Below are 22,202 nucleotides of genomic sequence, written 5' to 3'. Positions count from 1 at the left end.
CACACGCAACTAATTGCAGGCATATAATTTCTTGCAAAATAGTCACTCAAGTTACTATTATTGCCGGATGAACAAGTCCTTCCATCAGCTGGAACAGGCGGTTGACCGCATCGAGCAGCGCTTTCCCGGTGTCCCGCGCCAGGAAGTGATCATCACCCGCCTGTATTTCCACATCCTGCCGCGCCTGACTTCCTACCTGAACGAAACGCTCAAGGAATACGGCCTGAACGAAACGCTGTGGATGGCGTTGCTGGCCATGTACGCCTGTCCCAATCAGGCCCTGTATCCCTCGGACATCAGCGATACGCTGGATTCCTCACGCACCAACGCCACCCGCATCGCCGACGAGCTGGTGCGCAATAGCTGGGCCACCCGCCTGCCCTGCGAGGAAGACCGTCGCAAGGTGCGGCTGGAACTGACGGCTGAAGGCTTGGCGCTGGTGGAAAAACTGCTGCCGCCCACTCGTGATTGCCATCGCGAACTGTGGAAGGGCTTTGACGAGGAAGAGAAAGTCCTGATGGAAAAACTGCTGCGCAAACTGCTGGTAAAGCTGGGCGGGTAAGGCCGTGGTCCACCCCCGCATTGTTGCGCCCTGATAATAACGCTAGTGACTATCATCACACCATCTATCATCGAGATGGACTCTGGAGACCCACAAGGTGAATAAACCCCATTGGCAGCAGGCCGCGGGCCTGCTGATGCTCACCACGCTGCTGGGGGGCTGCGCCAGTTTCGGCCAGGACAGCGAGCCGGCCAAACCACTGACGGCCGAGGCGCTCAAGCTGCCGGCCGGCGGACGAGCCGCCGTCGCCGCCGACTGGTGGCGTCAACTGGATGATGCCGCCCTCAACCAGCTGATCCAGACCGCGCTGGCGCAATCGCCGTCGCTGAAGCTGGCCGACGCCCGCCTGCGCGAAGCGCGCGCCGCCGTCGGTCTGACCGAAAGCCGCGAGGGCCCGCAGGTATCCGCCAACGCCAGCATGGACAGAGAGCGCTACTCGCTGTACGGCCTGTTTCCGCCCCCCATTGGCGGCAACTTCTACAATGTCTACACGCTGTCGCTGGGCGGCAGCTGGGAAATCGACTTCTGGGGCAAGCACCGGGCTGAAGTGAAGGCCGCGCTGGGCAATCAGCAAGCCATCGCGCTGGAAGCCAGCCAGGCCCGCCTGACCATCACCCAGGCCGTCATCGCGCAATACACCAGCCTGCAACGCATTCAAGCGCAACAGGACGTGCTCAAGGCGCGCCAACAGTTGGCTGAAAGCCGCGTTGCGCTGGTGCGCGCCCGCGTCAACGCCGGCCTGCTGTCCGCCGATGCGCTCAATCAGGCGGAAATCCAGACTCGCCGCCTGAGCCAGCAACAAAGCGCACTGGCCGCCGACCTCGATCATGCCCGCCACGCCCTGGCCGCGCTGAGCGGCCAGACGCCGGACGCGCTCAAGGGCCTGCAGGCCGCCGCCATGAAACCGGCCCCGCAACTGCAGGACGCCGCCTTGACGCTGGACTTGCTGGGCCGCCGCCCGGACATCGTCGCCCAGCGCATGCGGGTTGAAGCCATGAACGAATCGATCAAGGCCGCCAAGGCGGAGTTCTACCCCAATGTCAGCCTGACCGGCTTCATCGGCCAGTCGGCGCTGGAAAGCGGCAATCTGCTGAAAAACCAGTCCCGCGTGCTGGGCATCACCCCGGCCATCAGCCTGCCCATCTTCACTTCCGGCGCCTTGCAATCCAATCTTGCTGCCACCCGCGCCCGTTACGATATGGCGGTGGAGAGCTACAACCAGACCGTACTGGACGCCCTGCGCGACGCCGCCGATAGCCTGTCCACCTGGCAGAAGACTGCCAGCCAGCTGTCCGACTCGCGCCAGGCCACTCGCCTCAGCCGTAAGGATTCGGACTCCACCACCGCCCGCTTCAAGGCCGGCCTGGTGAACAAGCTGGCGGTGCTGGACGCACAAGAAGCCGACCTCAACCAGCAATCCGGACACATCGACGCCCTGGCCGCCAACCGTCTGGCCTGGTCCGCACTGAACACCGCTCTGGGCGGCGGCTTTAGCACCAGCGAAGCCAGCCAGCCGACCCGATAAGGACACGCACATCATGGACAAGAAACTCGAGACGGCAAAAAGCCGCAAACGCAACCTCTTTGTCGCCACCGGCCTGATCGCCGCGCTGGCGGTGGGCTACGGCGCTTACTGGGCTCTGGTGCTGAGCCATCAGGAAAGCACCGACGACGCCTATGTGGCCGGCCACATGGTGCAACTGACGCCGGAAGTGGGCGGCACCGTGGTGAAGATCGCCTCGGAGGACACCGATCGCGTCAATGCAGGCCAGACGGTAGTGACACTGGACAACAGCGACGCGAAGCTCGCGTTTGAGCGCGCCCGCAACGAGTTCGTGCAGACCGTGCGCGAAACCCGTCAGCTGATGACCAGCACCCAGCAACTGGCTGCGCAAGTCGCCCTGCGCGAAGCGGAACTCACCCGCGCCCAGGCCGACCTGCAACGCCGTGAAAAACTGGCCGGCACCGAAGCCATGTCGGCCGAAGAGCTGGGCCACGCCCGCGACGCCGTGGCCACCGCCAAGGCGGCGCTCGATGCCGCCCGCGAACAGGCCAAGGCCACCGACGCGCTGGTGGGCAAGGACACGCTGGCCAAGCATCCCAATGTGCAACGCGCCGCCAGCCGCCTGAAGGAAGCCTGGCTCGCGCTCAAGCGCACCGAAGTCAAGGCCCCGGTATCCGGTTATGTCGCCCGCCGCAATGTGCAAGTGGGCCAGCGCATCGCCGCCGGCAGCCCGCTGATGGTGGTGGTGCCGCTGGATAGCGTATGGGTGGACGCCAACTTCAAGGAAGTGCAACTGGCCAAGATCCGCATCGGCCAGGAGGTTGAGCTCAAAGCCGACCTGTACGGCAGCAAGGTGAGCTACCACGGCAAGGTGCTGGGCCTGTCCGCAGGCACCGGCAGCGCCTTCTCGCTGTTGCCGGCGCAAAACGCCACCGGCAACTGGATCAAGGTAGTGCAACGCGTGCCGGTGCGCATTCAGCTGGACCCGAAAGAGCTGAAAGAGCATCCCTTGCGCGTGGGTCTGTCGGTAGACGCCGTGGTGGACACCTCCAAACAGGATGGTCCTACCTTGGCCGAGGCGCCGCGCGCCGCCGCGGCGCAGGAAAGCCGCGTGCTGACGCCGGACCTCAAGGAAGCCGACGATCTGGTAGCCAGCCTGCTGGCCGCCAACGCGCAATAAGCGCTAGCGCCGCCGATGCCTCGGCGGTCATTTTCCCCGTTCCCGCGCTGACGCTGTCGGTGCGGCCGGGGGCGCCAACAATCCGCGGGCGCGCCTGACGCGCGCCCCACTGGGGATAGTCCGATCATGAATCCTCCTCCACTTTCAGGCTCCCGCCTGGTGTGGATCACCCTGGCCCTGTCGATGTCGGTGTTCATGCAAGTGCTGGACACCACCATCGCCAACGTGGCCCTGCCCACCATTTCGGGCAACCTTGGCGCAGCCACCAGCCAGGGCACCTGGGTGATCACCTCCTTCGGCGTCGCCAACGCCATCGCCGTACCGCTGACCGGCTGGCTGGCCAAGCAGATGGGCGAAGTGAAGCTGTTCACCATCTCCACCCTGCTGTTTGTGCTGACGTCGTGGATGTGCGGCATGTCCACCAGTCTGGAAATGCTGATTCTGTTCCGCGTGCTGCAAGGCGCGGTGGCCGGCCCGATGATTCCGCTATCGCAAAGCTTGCTGATGTCCTGCTACCCGCCGGAGAAAAAGGGCCTGGCGCTGGCGCTATGGGCCATGACCGTGATCGTGGCGCCGGTATTCGGCCCCATCCTCGGCGGCGTCATCAGCGACAACTGGCACTGGGGCTGGATCTTCTTCATCAACGTGCCTGTGGGTCTGGCCGCCGCCTTCATCAGCTGGCGCATCCTCAAGGAACGCGAAACCGCCATCGTCAACCTGCCCATCGACAAGATCGGCCTCGCTTTGCTGGTGGTGGGCGTGGGTGCGCTGCAGATGATGCTGGACCGCGGCAAGGAGCTGGACTGGTTCAACTCCACTGAAATCGTGGTGCTGAGCATTGTGGCCGTGGTGTCGCTGCTGTATCTGGTGATCTGGGAACTGGGCGAAGAACACCCCATTGTCGACCTCAGCCTGTTCAAGCGCCGCAACTTCACGGTGGGCGCGGTGGCCATCAGCCTAGGCTTCATGCTGTATTTCGGCGCGGTGGTGCTGATTCCGCTGATGTTGCAAACGCAGATGGGCTACACCGCCACCTGGGCTGGCCTCGCCGCCGCGCCCATCGGCATCCTGCCGGTGTTTCTCTCGCCCGTCATCGGCAAGAACGCCCACCGGCTGGACATGCGCTGGCTGGTCACCCTCAGCTTTACCGTGTATGCGGCCTGCTTCTTCTGGCGCAGCACCTTCAACGCAGACATGGACTTCGCCTATGTCGTGTGGCCGCAGTTCATTCAGGGCATCGGCGTAGCCTGCTTCTTCATGCCGCTGACCACCATCACCTTGTCCGGCCTGCCGCCCAGCCAGATTGCCAGCGCATCCAGCCTGTCCAACTTCCTGCGCATTCTGGCAGGCAGCATCGGCACCTCCATCACCACCACACTGTGGGACCGGCGCGAAGCCTTGCACCACGCGCAGCTGACCGAGCATGTGACGCTGTACGATCAGGCCTCGGTAATGTGGTTCCGCCTGATGGGCGATATGGGCCTGTCCGCCCAGCAGCAAAATGCCGTCACCGCCATGCAAATTACCAAGCAGGGCTCGCTGATTGGCGCCAATGAGGTGTTCTGGTTGTTCGGCATGATGTTTCTGGCGCTGATCGCGCTGGTCTGGTTCGCCAAGCCACCGTTCACCGCCAGCGGCGGCGCGGACGGCGCGCACTGAGCACGCTCACCGTCCGGCATCCGCCACGACCGCCAAAAGGCAGACCGCATGGTCTGCCTTTTGCGTTGCCAGGCGGGCATGCATGACGATACAGCCCGCCCCAGGCGATTCCGGCCATGCGCCAAGGCGCCGTGCCGATGCGTTCACGCCAGCCGGCAGCGCACCAGCCGGTCGCCCTCCCGCTCGCACTGTTTCAGATTGCCGTCCTGATTCAGCTCCAGCACCGTCGTGCCGCTCCCCCGCTTTGGCACCGCGCGCAGCAGGAACTTGCCGGCATCGGTATTGGCGGCCCCCGCGCCAAACACGATGTCGAAATGCGACGTCGCCGCCACAGGCAAGCGCGGCCAGCGCGTGGAGGTATCGGTGTAACGACCGTATTGCGCACGCCAACGCTCCAGAAAACGACCGCACTCCAGCAGCAGCGCCCGCGCTTCGGCCAACCTGGCCTTATCCGTCTGCGCCTGCCAGGCCGGCAGCGCCAACGCCGCCAGCAGGCTGATCATGGTCAGCACCGTCAGCAACTCGAGCAGGGTGACGCCCCGTAACGTACGGTATGGCCTGCGGCGCGCTTTCAGTACTCCGGCAGGGTTTGCCATGCCAGCCGCCTTCCCGCCGCGCCATGCGGCGTCCAGTACACACTCTGCAGCGTGGCCACGCTTTCTGGCTGCCGCCCCCAGCCGCGCGCAGTAATCCGGTACACCCTCCCTGTCGCCTCGTCCTGCCGATGCGCCGTTACCAGCAACTCGATCACATAATGCGGGTTGGCCCAGGCCAGTTCGCCCGACATCACCTTCGGGCAACGGCCCTGCGCCATCGCCGCCTGCCAGATATGCTGTCTGGCCGCACCGCAGGGGTGCAGCACCGCTTGCCGTCCTTCGGCCAACCTTGCCTGCACCGGTAGGCCCAAGCTGCACAAGCCTGTCCGCCAGCCCGCCGGATTCGCCTCCCTGCCGCAGCTGGCGGTAAACCAGCTTTCGGGCGCAGCATGGCCCTCCAGTTCGGCATCCAGCCGCAATGCTGCCGCTTCCCCGCCGCGCAACCCCAGCTCGGCCAGATGAAACGCCAGACCCGCATCGGCCAGTTGTCCCGCACCCCGCGCCTCCTCTTTGAGCTGGCGCGACAGACTCAGGGCAATAATGCCCATTGCCAGCAGCATCAGCATCGCCAACGGCAGCACGCTACCCCGCGCCCTCATGCGCCCTCCGCCACACAGCGCGTCCCCAGGCGCGGCGCCACCTGCAACGTTCGCTCGCCGTCGCGACTGGTCAGGCTCAGCGCCAGCAATACCGGCAGCTGATGCGTGGTCCCGGCTGACCAGCGGCAAGGGCGATGGGACAATACTTGCCAGCGCCCATCCCTCAAGCCTTCGGCCAACACCGTCTCCTCCAGCTGCTCACCGCGCCATTCGCTCGCCACCAGCTGCACAACCCCCGCCGCACCATTCAGCCGGTAATTTCTGAGCGCCACGCTCTGCAACATCCAGCCGCTCTCTGCAGCGGGCGGTATCAGTGAAGCGGGCACCACTAGCAGCCCGTCCGCATCCGGCTTGATGTCTCGCCCCCAACGCAGCAAGCCTCCCCCGCCGCAATGCCCCAACCACAGCCATTGGCCTTCGCGCACTGCCGGCAGCGGAGCCAGCGCCTGGAAGCGCACGCCGGGAGGCACAGGGCGCACGTCCCAAGCCTCGCCGCCATGCCAGAGCGCCAGCTGCCCATCGTTCAGACTCAGGGGAAGGCGCTGCGCGGCCAGCTCGGCCCACGGCGCGGGCAGGCCGACGGCAGGAGACGGCAGCTGACCGCAATGAAAAGCGCCGGCCATGCGGATGTCCGCCTGCAGTTGCTGCAGGGCCAGCCGCGCGTCCTGTGCTGCCTCTCGGCGCGTCATGATGTCGCGCGCGGTCGTGGCCAACTGCGCCAGCAAACCTGCCAAAACAGCCAGCAAGAGCAAGCCCAGCCCCATTCCCACCAGCAGTTCGCTCAGCGTGAAGCCGCGCTCAGGGTGGGTCCTGATCTGGCCACGGTAGTACATGCGCCCCCTCCTCTGTCGAGCCGCTACCACGCAAGCGCCAGCCGATGCGGAGCATTGACGCGCCGCTCTCGCTGCAAGCAGTTCCATCCACACCCAGCTGGCACAGACTCACAATAAAGCGGCCATGGCTTCGGCCAACACCGGGCACCACACCCGACACTCGCCTCTCCAGCAGCTCATCCGCCAGCCACGCTGCCTGCTCCCGCCCTTCGCTGTCGGCCACTTCGCGCCAGGCTTGCACGCCAATGGCCGCCGTACTCAACCCGCCCAAGCTCAGCAACAGCAAGACGCACACAGCGTCCAGCAAGCTGAAACCCGCCGCCACAGCCCGCCTAAGCACAGCAGCCCTCGCTCTCGCAAATACGATGACGGCCATAGCGGTTGAGACGCAGACTGACGCAGCCACCATCCGGCGCGCGCAATTCGAAACGCGGCAAAGCGTCCTCGCGCAGACGGCCTTCGCCATTGAAGGCAAAGATCGCCAGATTGGCGCTCACCGTGATGCCGTCTTCGGCAAACAGCGCGTGATTGCTTCGCTCGCCGCTGTCATAGCGCCCAGCGTTGCCGCCGACCCTGTCGGCGAATACCAGCACGCCGCGACTCCAGTCCGCACCCTCACGGCGCGCCGATTGGCAACCCTGGATATCCAGATTGCGCTTGCTGTTGAGCGAGCAGACCCACACCACGCCCTGACTGCGCAGCGCTTCACCACGCGCCGCCTGCAAGCTGCTGGCCAACAGCCTGACGCGCGAGGCCAATTGATGGGAGCTGGAAAAGTCACGCAGGGCCGGCACCGCCAGCGCCGCCAGAATAGCGATCACCGCGAGCACGGTGAGCAACTCGGGCAAGGTATGGCCGCAATAAAGCGAACTCGGCGGCGTACGGGCTGGCAAAGTCGGCATGACGGCAAGTCGGGTGAAGAGAGAGCGCTCATTCTGCCCGGCAGGCCTGACAGGCAAAACGGCGCGTCTCGGAATAGCCGGACGGCTTTTTCTGATTCAGGCACGGGCGATGACCCCATGCCGGCCCGTAGCCCTCTGGGCATGGGCGGCATCCGCAGCGGACGGAGCGGATCACCCGGTAAGCCTGTGCCGGCCAGGCTCTGCTAATTGCAGCCACTCTCGCTTGCCCGCGGGAAAGCGAGGCTCCCTTCCAGGGAAAAGGCAGGGGAAGGGGAATAAACGGCAAGGGGACGGCATGAGCAAGTGCGTTGCCGGATCCGGCACCCTCTCACCCCATGACTTTGCCGGCCGACGGAGCCCAGCGGCTACGCTGGCCGAGCTGTCGGGTCGGGCCTTCCCAGGCGGCCGGCAAAGGCTAGGCCGTGCAGGAGCAGAGCCTCAGTGCGCCGCTTCCCAGCTGGCACCGGCCCCCACTTCGGCCAACAGCGGCACCTTGAGACTGGCGACGCCGGCCATGATTTCCGGCAGGCGTTGCTTTACCACAGCCAGCTCCGCTTCCGGCACCTCCAGCACCAGTTCGTCATGCACCTGCATGATGAGCTTGCTGGCCATGCCATCGTTGCTCAGCCACTGCTGCACGGCGATCATCGCCAGTTTGATCAGGTCCGCCGCCGTGCCCTGCATGGGCGCGTTGATGGCCGCGCGTTCGGCCCCGGCGCGCCGCGCCGGGTTGGAGAGGCGGATTTCCGGCAGATAGAGACGTCGGCCGAAAACCGTTTCCACATAGCCTTGCTCCCGCGCCGTTTCACGCGTGGTTTGCATGTATTCGGCCACACCGGGATAGCGCATGAAATAGCGGTCGATGTACTGCTGGGCCGCGCTGCGTTCTATGTCCAGCTGGGCCGCCAGCCCAAAGGCGCTCATGCCGTAGATCAGGCCGAAGTTGATGGCCTTGGCGGCGCGGCGCTGGTCGGACGTCACCTGCTCCAGCGTCACGCCGAACACTTCGGCCGCCGTGGCGCGGTGGATGTCCTCGCCGCTGGCGAAAGCGGCCAGCATGCCCTCGTCGCCGGACAGGTGCGCCATGATGCGCAGCTCGATCTGCGAATAGTCGGCGCTGACGATCTGGCAACCAGGAGGCGCGATAAAGGCTTCGCGCACTCGACGACCTTCCACCGTCCGCACGGGAATGTTCTGCAAATTGGGATCGGAACTGGCCAGGCGGCCGGTAATCGCTACCGCCTGCGCGTAATTGGTATGCACACGGCCGGTATCCGGATTGATCAGCGTGGGCAGCTTGTCGGTATAGGTGGACTTGAGCTTGGCGAGACTGCGGTATTCCAGGATGCACTTGGGCAGCGGATGGTCCAGCGCCAGGGTTTCCAGCACCGACTCATCCGTGGAGTAACCGCCGGACGGCGTTTTCTTCACGCCCTTGGTGGGAATGCCCAGTTTGCCGAAGAGGATTTCCTGCAATTGCTTGGGCGAGTTGAGATTGAAGGGCTGGCCGGCCAGCTCGTACGCCTGCGCCTCCAGCCGCAGCATTTCACTGCCCAGCTGGTGGCTCTGGCTGGCCAGCTGCTCGCGGTCGATCAGCACGCCATGCCGCTCCATGGTGAACAGTACCTCGGCCACCGGCAGTTCGATATCGCGGTACACCTCGGCCAGCCGGCCTTGCAACTGGCCGGCAAAATAGTGGTTCAGCCGCAGCGTGATATCGGCGTCTTCCGCCGCGTAATTGGCGGCGATGGCGACGTCCACCTCGCCAAAGCCGATCTGCTTGGCGCCTTTGCCGCAGATGTCCTCATAGCTGACCGTGGTTTCGCCCAGATGGCGGGCGGCCAGATCATCCATATTGTGGCGTTGATGGCTTTCCAGCACGTAGGAAGCCAACATGGAGTCATCGCGCACGCCGGCAAGCCGGATGCCGTGATTGGCGAACACGTGCCGGTCGTACTTGAGGTTCTGGCCGCATTTAGCGCTGTTGCCGTCCTCAAGCCAGGGCTTGAGCAGTGCCAGCGCGGTATCCAGCGATAATTGATCCGGCGCGCCGGCGTAATGGTGCGCCAGCGGCAGATAGGCGGCCTCGCCCTCTTCCACGGAAAAGCTGATGCCCACCAGCCGGGCCAGCATCGGGTCCAGGCTGGTGGTTTCGGTATCCAGCGACACCAGCCTGGCCGTGCGCAGCTTGTCCAGCCAAGCGCTCAGCCGCGCTTCGTCAAACAGCGTTTCATAGCGGCGCTCGCGCTGTGGGCGCGGCGCGGCCTCGGGCGCAGCCTGCGGCGCTGGCGCGGGATTGGCGAACAGATCGTCCATGCCGCCTTGCGGCGCCAGAGGTGCCTGCGGCGCAGGGGCCGGCGCGGCCGGCGTCTCCTCGCCTTCCGTCATTTCCCGATAGAAGGTGCGGAAACCGTGATCCTTGAACAAAGCCGCCAGGCGCGGCTTGTCCTTTTGGCCGTGGGCCAGACTGTCCAGACCCTGCGGCATGTCGGCAGCCAGATCCACATCGCACTTGATGGTGATCAGCTCGCGGCCGCGCGGCAGCCAGTCCAGCGCGGCGCGCAGATTTTCGCCCACCTTGCCGCCCACCTTGTCGGCCGAAGCGATGACCGCAGCCAGATCGCCGTACTCCTCCAGCCATTTGACGGCGGTTTTGGGACCGCACTTGTCAACGCCGGGCACATTGTCCACCTTGTCGCCGATCAGCGTGAGGTAGTCGATAATGAGGCGCGGCGGCACGCCGAATTTTTCTTTCACCCCGGCCTCGTCCAGCGTTTCGTTGGTCATGGTGTTGACCAGCGTGACATCCGGGTCCACCAGCTGCGCCATGTCCTTGTCGCCGGTGGAAATGATCACCTTCATGCCCGCGGCGGCGGCGCGGCGCGCCAGCGTGCCGATGACGTCGTCGGCCTCCACGCCCGGCACGATCAGCATCGGCCAGCCCGAGGCCTGCACCACTTCATGCACCGGCGCGATCTGCTGCGCCAGCTCTTCCGGCATGGACGGACGGTTGGCTTTGTATTCGGGGTAAAGGTCGTCGCGGAAGGTCTTGCCTTTAGCGTCGAAAACGCAGGCGCTATAATCGAACCGTACCTCTTTCTCCAGGCGGCGCAGCATGTTGACCATGCCGTATACCGCGCCGGTGGGCCTTCCATCCGGCGAGCGCAGATCGGGCATCGCGTGAAAGGCGCGGTACAGATAAGAAGAGCCGTCAATCAATAACAGTGTTTTCATAGAAAAAAGAGGCGAAAAAATGAGCTTGTCCGATAAGTTGCCGCAGACCAGCGACCGCTACGCCATGATGCAGCGCTTCCGTTCGCGCGAGGCGTGGCATGTAATGAAGATTCTGTCGGAGTTTGTCGAGTCGGCCGAAGAACTGCAAGGCATTACGCCGGCCGTGAGCATCTTCGGCAGCGCGCGCACCCCGCGCGACCATGCGTATTATAAGCTGACCGAGGAGGTTGCCCGCCTGCTTTCCGACTCCGGCTTTTCAGTTATTTCCGGCGGCGGCCCCGGCATCATGGAAGCCGCCAACAAGGGTGCCTATTACGGCAAGAGCCCGTCGGTGGCGCTCAACATCGTGCTGCCCCACGAGCAGAAGCCCAACGAATACCAGGATCTCTCGGTCAAGTTCAATCACTTCTTCAGTCGCAAGGTGATGTTCGTCAAGCACGCCATCGCCTATGTGGTGATGCCGGGCGGCTTCGGCACGCTGGACGAAATGTTCGAAGCGCTCACCCTGATCCAGACCGGCAAAAGCCGCCGCATCCCCATTATCCTGTGTTGCAGCGAATTCTGGGGCGGTTTGCTGGACTGGGTGAAAAACCATCTGGTAAAAGAGAAGATGATCAACCCGGAAGATCTGGACCTCATCCAGCTGATCGACGATCCGCAAACCATCGTCGACACCATCTTCAAGCATTACGAGACCCGCGGTTTCGAGGCCCTGCCCGAAGAACGCGAGAAACTCCTCAACCTGTAAGCCTTTTCCCAAAGGACCGTTTATGCGTCGTCTTCTCCTTGCCCTGGCCGTTCTGCCGATGGCCGCCGTCTGGGCGGCCACCCCGCCCGCTCCGGCCGTGGTGCCTCCGCCCCCCACCATCACCGAGGACGCCGCCGGCGCCGTCGCCGAGCCGGAAGTGCGCATCATCCAGCGCGGCGACGACAAGGTGGAAGAGTACCGCCTCAACGGTCACCTCTATATGGTGAAGGTGACGCCCAGCATCGGCTTTCCCTACTACCTGATGGACGACGACGGCAGCGGCAGTCTCAAGCAGATTGATCCGAATCGCCGCATCATCATCCCGCAATGGGTCCTGAAGCGCTTCTAAGGGAACACGATGTCGGTCTATACCACGGTCAGCGATGACATGATGCGCGACTGGCTGTCCCGTTACGCGCTGGGACAGCTGGTGGAGCTCAAAGGCATCGCCGCTGGCGTCACCAATACCAACTACTTCGTCACCACCACGCACGGCCGTTACGTGCTGACGCTGTTTGAAACCCTGCAGCTGACGGAGCTGCCCTACTACCTGACACTGATGAGCCATCTGGCCCGTCACGGCGTGGCCTGCCCGGCCCCGGTGGCGGATCACACCGACCAGTTTGCCTCGCTGCTGGCCGGCAAGCCGGCCTGCCTGGTGTCCTGCCTGTCCGGCGCCGACGTTTCCGCACCGTCGCCGGCTCAGTGCCGCGCGGTGGGCGAGATGCTGGCGCAGATGCATGTGGCGGGCAACACCTTCCCGCGGCACATGAAGAACCCGCGCGGCCCGCGCTGGTGGAGCGACACCGCCGCGCAACTGTACGAGTTCATGGACGCCGCCGACGCCGCCAGCCTGCGCGAAGAGGTGCTGTATCAGGACAGCCACCGCTTCGACCACCTGCCGGTGGGCGTGATCCACGCAGACCTGTTCCGCGACAATGTGCTGATGGACGGCGACCACATCGCCGGCTTCATCGACTTCTACTACGCCTGCAACGATGTGCTGCTGTACGACCTGGCCATCGCTGTCAACGACTGGGCGCGGCAGGAGGACGGCGAGATCGGCGCCGAACACGCGCGCGCCCTGCTGGCCGGCTACCAGTCGGTGCGTCCGCTGACCCAGGGCGAACGGGACGCCTGGCCGGTGATGCTGCGCGGCGCGGGATTGCGCTTCTGGACCTCGCGGCTGCTGGATCTCTACAAGCCGATGGCGGGCGAGCTCACCTACACCAAGGACCCGAAAGTGTTCCAGCGCCTGGTGGAAGCGCACCGCGCCCGGCAAGAGTTCTGGCTGGACTGATCCTCGCTCTTTGGCAAAAAACAGCCGGTCATGCCCGGCTGTTTTTTTGCCCGCCGGCGGTACGCACCGTCGACACAAGCTTGGCCGAAGCGGCTGTTCAGCCGACCGGCTCGTCCGGAGGATTGTCCTCTGCAAACCTGACCATGCCGCGCCCCATGACTTTGTCCTTGTGCCGCACGCGAAACAGGGTACGGTAGAGGGTCGGCAGCGGGCTGCGCAACTCCACCAGCCGGCCATCGGCCAGCCATTCCGCCACCACATGCGCGGACAGGCAGCTGATGCCCATGCCGGCCGCCACCAGCTGTTTGATCGCCTCCGACTGCCCCAGCTCCATCACCTGTCCCAGGCTGCCCAGATGGGGCAGCAGCAGGCGCTCCACCTCCTCGCGCGTGCCGGAGCCGGCCTCCCGCAGCACCCACTCCGCGCCGCCCAATTGCGCCAGCGTCGCCTCGCCTTTTGCCAACGGATGGCCCGCCGCGGCGAAGACGCACATGCGGTCTTGCCGCCAGGGTTCCACCACCAGCTCCGGATGATGGCATGGGCCCTCGATGAAACCGGCGTCCACGCGAAAGGTGGCCACCGCATCCACTACATCGGCGGTATTGGCCACCATCAACTCCACAACTGCCGCCGGATGCCGCAAGCGGAAATCCGCTAATCGCGCCGGCAACAGATAGTTGCCAATGGTGGTGCTGGCCCCCAGCCGCAAATGCATGCCGGCGTCGCCGGTGAACATCTGCTGCATCTCCTGTGCGCTGTCCAGCATGGCGCGGGCGCGCGGCAACAGCAGCCGGCCCTGTTCGTTGAGCAGCAGCTTTCGGCCCACCCGGTCAAAGACGGTAGCTGATAGTCCCCCCTCCAGTGAAGCCAGCGCCTGGCTGGCGGCGGACTGGGTCAGACCAATACCATCCGCCGCCGCCGTCACGGTGCCGTGATCGGCAATGGCGACGAAGACTTCCAACTCGCGCAGGCTGATACGTAGTGCCATGTGATCTCTCTTTGAGTGGACTGCACCGCCATATAATAAATTTTTCTAATTATATATAGAAAAATTATCCGTTTTTTTGCTGAATGGCAACGGCGTATCGTTGGGACTGTCCCGGCGCTTCCTGGCAAGCGCCTCACAGCACAAGCAGGTAGCCATCATGAATACTTTATCGCAACGACTTCCCGGCATCGCGCTGGCCCTGGTCCTGGCGCTTGCCGCCATCTGGCTGGCCTCGCTGCCGGCTTTCAGCCAACTTGGCCTGTCGGCTCTCACCATCGCCATTGTTGGCGGCATGCTGCTGGGCAATACGCTCTACCCGGCGCTGGCGCAGTCCTGTCACCACGGCGTGGCGTTTTCCAAAGCGCAATTGCTGCGCCTTGGCATCATTCTTTACGGCTTCAAGCTCACCTTTCAGGACATCGCCACAGTGGGCGTGGCCGGCATCGCCATCGACGCGCTGGTGTTGTCTTCCACTTTCCTGCTGGCTTTCTGGGTTGGCCGAAAGAAACTCGGTCTGGATGAACAAAGCGTGATCCTGATTGGCGCAGGCAGCTCCATCTGTGGTGCGGCCGCAGTACTGGCCACCGAGCCGGTAGTGAAGGCGCATGCAGAAAAAGTGGCGGTGGCCGTGGCCACGGTGGTGGTGTTCGGCACGCTGGCCATGTTCCTCTACCCGGTAATGTACGCCGCCATCGAGCACCTTGGCGTATCCGAATTCGCTTACGGCGTATTCACTGGCTCCACCGTGCATGAAGTGGCGCAAGCCGTGGCCGCCGGCCGCGCGGTCAGCGAAACCGCCGCCACCAGCGCCGTCATCACCAAGATGATCCGCGTGATGATGCTGGCCCCCTTCCTGGTGATCCTGTCGGCCTGGCTGTCCCGCCGCCACAGCGGCGGCCAGCAGGAAAAACGCAGCATCACCATTCCCTGGTTCGCCGTGCTCTTCCTCGGCATGGCCGGCTTCAACTCGCTGCACCTGTTGCCGGTCCATGTAGTGGATCAACTGATTGCGCTGGACAATCTAGTGCTGGCCATGGCCATGGGCGCGCTGGGTCTTACCACCCACGTCTCCGCCATCCGTCAGGCCGGTGCCCGCCCCTTGGTGCTCGCCACCATCCTGTTTGCCTGGTTGCTGGTGGGCGGCACGCTGATCAATAGCGGCATCATGCATCTGCTGCACTGAGCCGCACGATCTCCGACCTCCGCCGTCGACGGCCAAAAACAAAACCGCCCGCAAACATGCGGGCGGTTTTCCTTATGGTCCGGTATACGGTCAGCAAGGACACTTTTTCATGGACTTGCCGCCGTAGCGTTCTTCCTGGCAGAAGCGGAAGAACTCTTCGCGCGTCATCACCGGCGCGTCAGGGCTGAAGCGACGGCGGGAAGCGACGTAACGGTCATAGTCCTTCACCCCCACCATCAGCCTGGCGGTACTGTTCAGCGCGCGCCACCATTCACGCATTGGCGCCTCCTTCACGATAGGCCGCCGGCACTTCGCGCGTGGTCACCCACTTCACCGCCAGCGCCTTGCGGACAACGTTGATCGAGAACAACAACATGGCCAGCACCACCGCCATGAACATGGCGGTCAGGGTGGCGTCCACATAGTCATTGAAGATGATCTGGTGCATCTGCGCCAGATTCTTCGCCGGGGCCAGCGACTCGCCCTTAGCGGCGGCGGCGGAGAACTTGTCGGCGTGGGCAAGGAAGCTGATCTTGGGGCTGCTGTGGAACAGCTTTTGCCAGCCGGCTACCAGCGTCACGGTCAGCAGCCACACCGTCGGCACGGCAGTCACCCAGACATAGCGCAGCTTCTGCATCTTGATCAGCACCACGGTGGCGAGGATCAAGGCAATGCCGGCCAGCATCTGGTTGGCAATACCAAACAGCGGCCACAGCGTATTGATGCCGCCCAGCGGATCCACCACGCCCTGATACAGGAAGTAGCCCCAGCCTGCCACGGCAAGGCCGGTGGCCACCAGGTTGGCCACCCAGGATTCGGTATTGGCCATCGGTTTTACCAGCAGGCCCAGCAGATCCTGGATCATGAAACGCAGCACGCGGGTACCCGCATCGATGGTAGTGAGGATGAACAGCGCTTCAAACAGGATGGCGAAGTGATACCAGAAGGCCATCATGGCCTTGCCGCCGATGACGTTGGACAGGATGTGAGCCATCCCCACCGCCAGTGTCGGCGCACCGCCGGCACGGGACAGGATGGTGCTTTCGCCCACGTCCTTGGCCATCTGGGTCAGCATGTCCGGCGTGATGACAAAGCCCCAGCCGGAGATCACTTGCGCCGCTTCGGCCGCAGTCTTGCCGATGACGGCGGCTGGGCTGTTCATGGCGAAGTAGACGCCCGGGTCCAGCACGCAGGCGGCAATCAGCGCCATGATGGCGACGAAGCTTTCCATCAGCATGGCGCCGTAGCCCACCATGCGCACATGCGCTTCGTTTTCCACCAGCTTGGGCGTGGTGCCGGAAGATACCAGCGCATGGAAACCGGACACCGCGCCGCAGGCGATGGTGATGAACAGGAAGGGGAACAGGTTGCCGGCGAACACCGGGCCGGAACCATCAATGAAGCGGGTCAGCGCCGGCATGTGCAGACTCGGCGCGACAAACAGGATGCCGATGGCCAGGCCGACAATGGTGCCGATCTTGAGGAAAGTGGACAGATAGTCGCGCGGGGCCAGCAGCAGCCATACCGGCAGCACGGAAGCGATGAAGCCGTAGCCAATCAGGATCCACGCCAGCGTGGTGCCCTGGAAGGTGAACAGCGGGGCCAGAGTAGGACTGTGGGCCACATCGCCGCCGTACAGGATGGCCAGCATCAGCAGCACGAAACCGATGACGGAAATTTCACCGATGCGTCCCGGCCGGATGTAACGCGTGTACACGCCCATGAACAGCGCAATCGGAATGGTGGCAGCAATGGTGAAGGTGCCCCACGGGCTGCCGGCCAGCGCCTTGACCACCACCAGCGCCAGCACGGCCAGCAGGATGATCATGATCATCAGGATGCCGATGGAAGCGATGACGCCCGGAATGGGACCCAGCTCCATGCGGATCATTTCACCCAGCGATTTGCCATCGCGGCGGATGGAAAGGAACAGAATCAGGAAGTCCTGCACCGCGCCGGCCAGCATCACGCCAACCAGAATCCACAGCGTGCCGGGCAGGTAACCCATCTGCGCGGCCAGCACCGGGCCCACCAACGGGCCGGCGCCGGCGATGGCGGCGAAATGATGGCCGAAGACCACCCACTTGTTGGTGGGCACGTAGTCCAGACCGTCGTTGTGACGTTCAGCCGGCGTCAGGCGGCGTTCGTCCAACTCCATCACGGTATTGGCGATGAAGCGGCTGTAGAAGCGGTATGCGATGGAATACACCGACACCGCCGCTACGATGAGCCAGATCGCATTGACGGGCTCGCCCCGATTGAGTGCTACGGTGGCGAAAGCGACGGCTCCCGCCAAGGCAACGGCAATCCAGATTGCCCATTCCTTTAAGCGTTGCATGTGATCTCTGTCCTTTTATGATGTTGAGCCCCGTTATCCGGTCTGGATGGGGCTCTTGTACGGTCGATTCTGTGCGGATAAGCCATGAAATACAAGCCCATGCCTGTTAGGGCTTTCCCGGTGGTACTATTTCGCCATCTCTGAGTAAACGGATCCGGCATGGCCCCGCACATCCTCATCGTTGAAGATGACATTCATTTGTCCGAACTCATCGCCGCCTACCTGACCAAGCACGGTTATCAAGTCAGCCGCCACACGCGCGGCGACACCGCCGGCGACGTCATCCTGCAAACCCGTCCCGACCTCGTCATCCTCGACGTGATGCTGCCGGGCAAGGAGGGATTTGATGTCTGCCGCGAAGTGCGGCTGGCCTACAAGGGGCGGATTCTCATCATGACCGCGCGCGATGAAGACGTGGACGAAATCCTCGGTCTGGAACTGGGCGCGGACGACTACCTGGCCAAGCCAGTGGAGCCGCGCCGCCTGCTGGCGCGCATCCGCGCCTTGCTGCGCCGCGGAACCGGCGAAGACGCGCCTGCAGAGGTGATGGACAGCGATCAGCTCTCCTTCGGGCAGTTCACCATCAGCCAGGGCACGCGCTCGGCCCACTTGTCCGGAGAGGAAATGGAGCTCACCACTGCCGAGTTCGATCTTTTGTGGCTGCTGGCCTCGCACGCCGGACAAGTGCTGTCGCGCGACGACATCATGAACGAGCTGCGCGGCATCGGTTTTGACGGCCTGGATCGCTCCATCGACGCCCGTATCTCCCGCCTGCGCAAGAAGCTGGGCGACAGCCCGGACGCGCCTACCCGCATCAAGACCGTACGCGGCAAGGGTTATCTGTTCTCGCGCAGCGATTGGGAATGACCATGTGGCCCTTGAAGCCCCTGCACCGCCGCGGTCGCAAACCCTCGCTGGCCAATCTGTTTGCGCGCTACTTCCTCATTGCCATGGCGGCGGAGCTGGCCATCATCATCGGCTTCGCCTTCATGCTGGGCAAGCTGTACCAGAACAGCGACAACGAAAGCGCGCGCCGCACGCTGGACGGCCCGGTAACGCTGATCGTGCGCGAACTGCAACGCCATCCGCATGCGCAATGGGAGCATGAGCTGGCAGCCATCAGCCGGGACTTCAGCTACCCGGTGAGGCTGATCGCCCATCCGCCCGCCGACCTCGACCCTGACAGCCGCAGTTATTTCGCCCGCCACAAAACCTATCTCGACTTCGACAACAACCTCTTGTACGCCCCTCTGCCCGGTGACAGCCGCCTGCTGTTGCTGGGCCCGCTGGATTCGAGCAACAACGGCAGCGACAGTACCTGGATCAGCGAAGACATCGAAGTGCTGCTGCTGTGGATCCTGTTCACCGGCACTACGCTCAGCCTGCTGATCTACTTCTATCTGCGGCCGATGTGGCGCGACCTGGTGTCGGTGCGCGAAGCCGCGGAAGTATTCGCCAACGGCGACTTTCACGTCCGCACCCCACAAGCCCGCAGCCGCCTGTTTGCCCCTTTGTCGGTAGCGCTCAACAGCATGGCGGCGCGGCTAGAGCGCCTGCTGGACATCCATCAGGCCATGTCGCACGCGGTGGCGCATGAGATCCGCACCCCCATCGCCCGTTTGCGCTTCGGCCTCACCATGCTGGATGAGGAAGACGACCCGAACGAAAGACAGCGCTACAGCGAAGGTATGGAGCGCGACATGCAAGAGCTGGAGGAACTGATCACCGCCAGCCTGGAATACGCCAAGCTCACGCGCGGCGAATCCATCCTCAACCGGGAACAAGTGGATCTGTACGACTGGTTCGACGACCTGCTGCAACTGGTGGAGCCGCTGAAACCGCCGCATATCGAACTGGGCATGGACTGCGTCAAGGGCATGGGCCGCTTTGATCGCAAACTCATCTATGTGGCCAGCCGCAATCTGCTGCTCAATGCCTTCAAGTACGCTCAGCAACAGGTTCGATTGTCGGTCAGCCGGCAGGACGGCATGCTGGTTATCGTGGTGGAAGACGATGGCCACGGCATCCCGGAAGCGGACCGCGAGCGAGTGTTCGAACCCTTTCGCCGGCTGGATCGCAGCCGGGACCGCAGCTCCGGCGGCTACGGGTTGGGGCTGTCCTATGTGCGGCTGATCGCCGAGCACCACGGCGGCAGCGCCCATGTGGAATCCAGCCCACTGGGCGGCGCGCGCTTTGTACTGGCGGTGGCGGAGAACTGAGCTTGCGTCACAGCCTGTCACAATCCGGCGACACGACAGCGACAGCGTGACAGTTGGCCGAAGGCGATAATCTGGCCATAACCTGTCATCTCCGGTACCCATCATGCGTTCAACCCGCCCCGCCGCTTTGCTGATTCATGGCCTTGGAGGCACTGTTTACGACCTCGGCTCGCTGGGACGCACGCTGGAAGACGCCGACATCGTCACCCACTCCCCAACCTTGCCCGGCCACGGAACAGAACCGGAAGACCTGCTGGGCATCCGCTGGCAGGAATGGGTTGATGCCATGCGCCACGAGTACCGCGAGCTGAAAAAACGTCATCAGGTGGTGCACTTGGCCGGCGTCTGCCTGGGCGCGCTGGTGGCGCTGGAAGTGGCGCGTGAAGAAAATCATCAGGACCGTCTGGCCCTGTACGCTCCGCCGATGTTCCTCGACGGCTGGGCCTTGCCTCGCCTGACCTGGCTCAGGCCGCTGGCCTACGCCATCCCGGGCCTCGCCGCCCGCATGCGCGTGCCAGAAGTCGATCCCTTCGGCATCAAGAATCAACGCATCCGCAAGCTGATCCAGCAACGCTTCGAGCGCGGCGAACGCTTCCACTACGCTTATATCCCGCTGGCCTGCATCCGCGAAGTTGACGGCCTGCGCCGCCAGCTCAAGCCGCGCCTGAGCGAAATCACTTGCCCGACGCTGATCGTGCATGCCGAGGAAGACGACATCACCAGCCCGCGCTCCGCCCTCTTCCTGCAGTCCCGCCTGGGCGGCAAGGTAGACTACATGCCGCTTAACGACAGCTATCACATGATTTTGGTGGACAACGAGCGCATGTCGGTGCTGGCGCGCAGCCTGGACTTTTTCACTGCTCGCCCCGCACCCCGCGCCGATGTCGTCAGCGAGGAAGAGTGGGAAACAGAAGCCGCCATGGCCTGAGCGGTTCGTCAATATTCTGGAAGCCGGCGACCTGTCGCCGGCTTTTTTCATGCCCGGACGCCTGCCTTACCCCTGACAAGTTCCGGATTTTAATCTTTGGAAACACTTGCCGTTGCTTTGTCACCAAGCGTCATACAGCCGCCACAGCAGGCATACAGGCTGCGAACGCGGCCGCCACACAGCCGATGCGGCGCTGCGGCACACTGTGAACCAGCAAGAACGCCGTGCGGCTGAATCCCCCGAGCCGGTCGCCGGTTCCCTGCTGTGTGTATCTGCGGAGTCTGCAATAGACTCCGACTCCTCTGTCCTTTGTGTGACTTTGTGTAGCCCGCCATCCCCCTGGCGGGTTTTTTTTGCCTATTCGCCGGACGGAGTAGCCCGCTGCGATGGCAAAGCGCTCTGCTACAATGTGCGCCCCACTCTCCATCAGGACTGCCGTCATGAGCCACCCCCACGCCGATCAGGTGAAATCCTTCCTGATATCCCTGCAGGACGACATTTGCAATGCGCTGGCGCTGGCAGATGGCGGCAAGGGCTTTGTCGAAGACGCCTGGACGCGTCCGGCCGGCGGCGGCGGTCGCAGCCGCGTGCTGACTGGCGGCAAAGTGTTTGAACAGGCCGGAGTGAATTTCTCGCATGTCAGCGGCGACACGCTGCCGGCCTCCGCCACGGCGCATCGTCCGGAACTGGCGGGCCGTCGTTTTGAAGCCATGGGTGTATCGCTGGTGATCCATCCGGAAAACCCGCACGTGCCCACCAGTCACGCCAATGTGCGTTTTTTCATTGCGGAAAAAGACGGCGAAGCGCCGGTATGGTGGTTTGGCGGCGGTTTCGACCTGACGCCCTACTACCCGCACGAAGAAGACGTGGTGCATTGGCACACGGTGGCGCGCGATTTGTGCGAGCCCTTCGGCCAACAGGTATACGCCGATTACAAGCGCTGGTGCGACGAGTATTTCTTCCTCAAGCACCGCAATGAAGCGCGCGGCGTGGGCGGTTTGTTCTTTGATGATCTGAACGCCTGGGGCTTCGAGCGGAGCTTTGCCTTCATGCAGGCGGTGGGCCGTGGTTACACCGAGGCATATCTGCCCATCGTAGCCCGTCGCAAGGCGACACCGTGGACCGAGGCAGAGCGTCAGTTCCAGCTGTATCGCCGCGGCCGTTATGTGGAATTCAATCTGGTGTGGGACCGCGGCACGCTGTTCGGCCTGCAAACGGGCGGACGAACCGAGTCCATCCTGATGTCGATGCCGCCGCTGGTGCGCTGGGAATACGGCTACCAGCCGCAGCCGGGCAGCCCGGAGGCGGCGCTGTACGAGCGCTTCCTGCCGCCGCGCGACTGGGTGTGAACAAAAACACAGACCAGCGTGCCTGCGCCATGCCGGCCCACCTCCGGCTTTGGCGCCGCTAACAAAACGCCGGCTGCTGC

21 protein-coding genes are annotated in these 22,202 nt (G+C 63.7%); 12 read left to right on the top strand and 9 right to left on the bottom strand.

Features of this window, described 5'->3' with window-relative positions; translation table 11 throughout:
- Positions 1–67: 67 nt before the first annotated feature.
- The 4 genes from Q0P52_RS10490 (at position 68) to Q0P52_RS10475 (ending at position 4,905) form a co-directional block, all read left to right on the top strand.
- On the top strand, positions 68–562 hold the full coding sequence (locus tag Q0P52_RS10490) for a MarR family transcriptional regulator (RefSeq protein WP_293761646.1): 495 nt from the start codon (positions 68–70) through the stop codon (positions 560–562).
- 97 nt (positions 563–659) lie between these two features.
- The gene (locus Q0P52_RS10485; RefSeq protein ID WP_293761644.1) at positions 660–2,087 is read left to right on the top strand and encodes an efflux transporter outer membrane subunit; all 1,428 of its coding nucleotides are present in this window, start codon (positions 660–662) and stop codon (positions 2,085–2,087) included.
- A gap of 13 nt (positions 2,088–2,100) precedes the next feature.
- A complete protein-coding gene (locus tag Q0P52_RS10480) occupies positions 2,101–3,246 on the top strand; it encodes an HlyD family efflux transporter periplasmic adaptor subunit (protein ID WP_293761642.1) in 1,146 nt (381 codons plus the stop codon).
- Positions 3,247–3,372: 126 nt separating this feature from the next.
- Positions 3,373–4,905 carry a DHA2 family efflux MFS transporter permease subunit gene (locus Q0P52_RS10475; protein WP_293761640.1) on the top strand — a complete coding sequence of 511 codons (1,533 nt, stop codon included), beginning with the start codon at positions 3,373–3,375 and terminating at the stop codon, positions 4,903–4,905.
- A gap of 143 nt (positions 4,906–5,048) precedes the next feature.
- Here the strand turns inward: Q0P52_RS10475 and Q0P52_RS10470 are convergent, their stop codons facing one another.
- From Q0P52_RS10470 to polA, 6 genes are all read right to left on the bottom strand, one after another.
- The gene (locus Q0P52_RS10470) at positions 5,049–5,501 is read right to left on the bottom strand and encodes a type IV pilin protein (protein ID WP_293761638.1); all 453 of its coding nucleotides are present in this window, start codon (positions 5,499–5,501) and stop codon (positions 5,049–5,051) included.
- Positions 5,477–6,100 (bottom strand): hypothetical protein, encoded by a 624-nt coding sequence (locus tag Q0P52_RS10465; RefSeq protein ID WP_293761636.1) that lies wholly within the window; start codon positions 6,098–6,100, stop codon positions 5,477–5,479. The genes Q0P52_RS10470 and Q0P52_RS10465 overlap by 25 nt, the downstream gene beginning before the upstream one ends.
- On the bottom strand, positions 6,097–6,933 hold the full coding sequence (locus tag Q0P52_RS10460) for a prepilin-type N-terminal cleavage/methylation domain-containing protein (RefSeq protein WP_293761634.1): 837 nt from the start codon (positions 6,931–6,933) through the stop codon (positions 6,097–6,099). The genes Q0P52_RS10465 and Q0P52_RS10460 overlap by 4 nt, the downstream gene beginning before the upstream one ends.
- The gene (locus tag Q0P52_RS10455; protein WP_293761632.1) at positions 6,899–7,273 is read right to left on the bottom strand and encodes a hypothetical protein; all 375 of its coding nucleotides are present in this window, start codon (positions 7,271–7,273) and stop codon (positions 6,899–6,901) included. Before Q0P52_RS10455 ends, Q0P52_RS10460 begins: the two co-directional genes overlap by 35 nt.
- Positions 7,266–7,835 carry a GspH/FimT family pseudopilin gene (locus tag Q0P52_RS10450; RefSeq protein WP_293761630.1) on the bottom strand — a complete coding sequence of 190 codons (570 nt, stop codon included), beginning with the start codon at positions 7,833–7,835 and terminating at the stop codon, positions 7,266–7,268. The genes Q0P52_RS10455 and Q0P52_RS10450 overlap by 8 nt, the downstream gene beginning before the upstream one ends.
- 438 nt (positions 7,836–8,273) lie before the next feature.
- Positions 8,274–11,069: a DNA polymerase I gene (gene polA / locus Q0P52_RS10445; RefSeq protein WP_293761628.1), complete on the bottom strand. Its 2,796-nt coding sequence runs from the start codon at positions 11,067–11,069 to the stop codon at positions 8,274–8,276.
- Between the two features lie 19 nt (positions 11,070–11,088).
- Here polA and Q0P52_RS10440 point away from each other — a divergent pair, with 19 nt between their 5' ends.
- The 3 genes from Q0P52_RS10440 to thrB are packed head-to-tail and all read left to right on the top strand — an operon-like array spanning position 11,089 to position 13,117.
- Positions 11,089–11,817: a TIGR00730 family Rossman fold protein gene (locus Q0P52_RS10440; protein WP_293761626.1), complete on the top strand. Its 729-nt coding sequence runs from the start codon at positions 11,089–11,091 to the stop codon at positions 11,815–11,817.
- A 22-nt stretch (positions 11,818–11,839) separates the two neighbouring features.
- Positions 11,840–12,166, top strand: coding sequence for a DUF2782 domain-containing protein (locus Q0P52_RS10435; protein WP_293761624.1), 327 nt, complete (start codon positions 11,840–11,842; stop codon positions 12,164–12,166).
- A gap of 9 nt (positions 12,167–12,175) precedes the next feature.
- Positions 12,176–13,117 carry a homoserine kinase gene (gene thrB, locus Q0P52_RS10430; RefSeq protein ID WP_293761622.1) on the top strand — a complete coding sequence of 314 codons (942 nt, stop codon included), beginning with the start codon at positions 12,176–12,178 and terminating at the stop codon, positions 13,115–13,117.
- A 97-nt stretch (positions 13,118–13,214) separates the two neighbouring features.
- Here the strand turns inward: thrB and Q0P52_RS10425 are convergent, their stop codons facing one another.
- Entirely contained in the window at positions 13,215–14,105 is an 891-nt protein-coding gene (locus tag Q0P52_RS10425) for a LysR family transcriptional regulator (protein ID WP_293761620.1), read from the bottom strand.
- A gap of 157 nt (positions 14,106–14,262) precedes the next feature.
- On the opposite strand from Q0P52_RS10425, the gene Q0P52_RS10420 reads away from it, so the two are divergent.
- Entirely contained in the window at positions 14,263–15,288 is a 1,026-nt protein-coding gene (locus Q0P52_RS10420; protein ID WP_293761618.1) for a YeiH family putative sulfate export transporter, read from the top strand.
- Positions 15,289–15,378: 90 nt separating this feature from the next.
- On the opposite strand, the gene Q0P52_RS10415 is transcribed toward Q0P52_RS10420, so the two are convergent.
- Together Q0P52_RS10415 and Q0P52_RS10410 are read right to left on the bottom strand one after the other, a co-directional pair.
- A complete protein-coding gene (locus Q0P52_RS10415) occupies positions 15,379–15,567 on the bottom strand; it encodes a CstA-like transporter-associated (seleno)protein (protein ID WP_293761616.1) in 189 nt (62 codons plus the stop codon).
- Positions 15,560–17,626, bottom strand: coding sequence for a carbon starvation CstA family protein (locus tag Q0P52_RS10410; protein ID WP_293761614.1), 2,067 nt, complete (start codon positions 17,624–17,626; stop codon positions 15,560–15,562). The genes Q0P52_RS10415 and Q0P52_RS10410 overlap by 8 nt, the downstream gene beginning before the upstream one ends.
- Positions 17,627–17,785: 159 nt before the next feature.
- Here Q0P52_RS10410 and Q0P52_RS10405 point away from each other — a divergent pair, with 159 nt between their 5' ends.
- The 4 genes from Q0P52_RS10405 to hemF all read left to right on the top strand — a co-directional run bounded on the left by Q0P52_RS10405 (position 17,786) and on the right by hemF (position 22,122).
- A complete protein-coding gene (locus Q0P52_RS10405) occupies positions 17,786–18,493 on the top strand; it encodes a winged helix-turn-helix domain-containing protein (RefSeq protein WP_293761612.1) in 708 nt (235 codons plus the stop codon).
- Positions 18,494–18,495: 2 nt separating this feature from the next.
- Complete coding sequence (locus tag Q0P52_RS10400; RefSeq protein ID WP_293761610.1) at positions 18,496–19,845, top strand: ATP-binding protein; 1,350 nt, start codon at positions 18,496–18,498, stop codon at positions 19,843–19,845.
- A gap of 103 nt (positions 19,846–19,948) precedes the next feature.
- Positions 19,949–20,773, top strand: coding sequence for an alpha/beta fold hydrolase (locus Q0P52_RS10395; RefSeq protein WP_293761608.1), 825 nt, complete (start codon positions 19,949–19,951; stop codon positions 20,771–20,773).
- A gap of 440 nt (positions 20,774–21,213) precedes the next feature.
- A complete protein-coding gene (gene hemF / locus Q0P52_RS10390) occupies positions 21,214–22,122 on the top strand; it encodes an oxygen-dependent coproporphyrinogen oxidase (protein ID WP_293761606.1) in 909 nt (302 codons plus the stop codon).
- The last annotated feature ends 80 nt before the right edge of the window (positions 22,123–22,202 follow it).

Origin of the sequence: uncultured Aquitalea sp. (assembly GCF_945957525.1) — a bacterium.
Taxonomy (GTDB): Bacteria; Pseudomonadota; Gammaproteobacteria; order Burkholderiales; family Chromobacteriaceae; genus Aquitalea.
The sequence above is the reverse complement of the archived record's forward strand: the minus strand, read 5'-3'. Positions and strand labels throughout refer to the sequence as shown.

What these genes read in the sequence shown, in the direction of transcription:
- Q0P52_RS10475 (WP_293761640.1), top strand. Translation starts at nt 3,373, where the DNA reads ATGAATCCTCCTCCACTTTCAGGCTCCCGCCTGGTGTGGATCACCCTG.
- Q0P52_RS10490 (WP_293761646.1), top strand. Translation starts at nt 68, where the DNA reads ATGAACAAGTCCTTCCATCAGCTGGAACAGGCGGTTGACCGCATCGAG.
- Q0P52_RS10440 (WP_293761626.1), top strand. Translation starts at nt 11,089, where the DNA reads ATGAGCTTGTCCGATAAGTTGCCGCAGACCAGCGACCGCTACGCCATG.
- Q0P52_RS10450 (WP_293761630.1), bottom strand. Translation starts at nt 7,835, where the DNA reads ATGCCGACTTTGCCAGCCCGTACGCCGCCGAGTTCGCTTTATTGCGGC.
- thrB (WP_293761622.1), top strand. Translation starts at nt 12,176, where the DNA reads ATGTCGGTCTATACCACGGTCAGCGATGACATGATGCGCGACTGGCTG.
- Q0P52_RS10435 (WP_293761624.1), top strand. Translation starts at nt 11,840, where the DNA reads ATGCGTCGTCTTCTCCTTGCCCTGGCCGTTCTGCCGATGGCCGCCGTC.
- Q0P52_RS10405 (WP_293761612.1), top strand. Translation starts at nt 17,786, where the DNA reads ATGGCCCCGCACATCCTCATCGTTGAAGATGACATTCATTTGTCCGAA.
- Q0P52_RS10400 (WP_293761610.1), top strand. Translation starts at nt 18,496, where the DNA reads ATGTGGCCCTTGAAGCCCCTGCACCGCCGCGGTCGCAAACCCTCGCTG.
- Q0P52_RS10395 (WP_293761608.1), top strand. Translation starts at nt 19,949, where the DNA reads ATGCGTTCAACCCGCCCCGCCGCTTTGCTGATTCATGGCCTTGGAGGC.
- Q0P52_RS10425 (WP_293761620.1), bottom strand. Translation starts at nt 14,105, where the DNA reads ATGGCACTACGTATCAGCCTGCGCGAGTTGGAAGTCTTCGTCGCCATT.
- Q0P52_RS10415 (WP_293761616.1), bottom strand. Translation starts at nt 15,567, where the DNA reads ATGCGTGAATGGTGGCGCGCGCTGAACAGTACCGCCAGGCTGATGGTG.
- Q0P52_RS10480 (WP_293761642.1), top strand. Translation starts at nt 2,101, where the DNA reads ATGGACAAGAAACTCGAGACGGCAAAAAGCCGCAAACGCAACCTCTTT.
- Q0P52_RS10460 (WP_293761634.1), bottom strand. Translation starts at nt 6,933, where the DNA reads ATGTACTACCGTGGCCAGATCAGGACCCACCCTGAGCGCGGCTTCACG.
- hemF (WP_293761606.1), top strand. Translation starts at nt 21,214, where the DNA reads ATGAGCCACCCCCACGCCGATCAGGTGAAATCCTTCCTGATATCCCTG.
- polA (WP_293761628.1), bottom strand. Translation starts at nt 11,069, where the DNA reads ATGAAAACACTGTTATTGATTGACGGCTCTTCTTATCTGTACCGCGCC.
- Q0P52_RS10420 (WP_293761618.1), top strand. Translation starts at nt 14,263, where the DNA reads ATGAATACTTTATCGCAACGACTTCCCGGCATCGCGCTGGCCCTGGTC.
- Q0P52_RS10470 (WP_293761638.1), bottom strand. Translation starts at nt 5,501, where the DNA reads ATGGCAAACCCTGCCGGAGTACTGAAAGCGCGCCGCAGGCCATACCGT.
- Q0P52_RS10465 (WP_293761636.1), bottom strand. Translation starts at nt 6,100, where the DNA reads ATGAGGGCGCGGGGTAGCGTGCTGCCGTTGGCGATGCTGATGCTGCTG.
- Q0P52_RS10410 (WP_293761614.1), bottom strand. Translation starts at nt 17,626, where the DNA reads ATGCAACGCTTAAAGGAATGGGCAATCTGGATTGCCGTTGCCTTGGCG.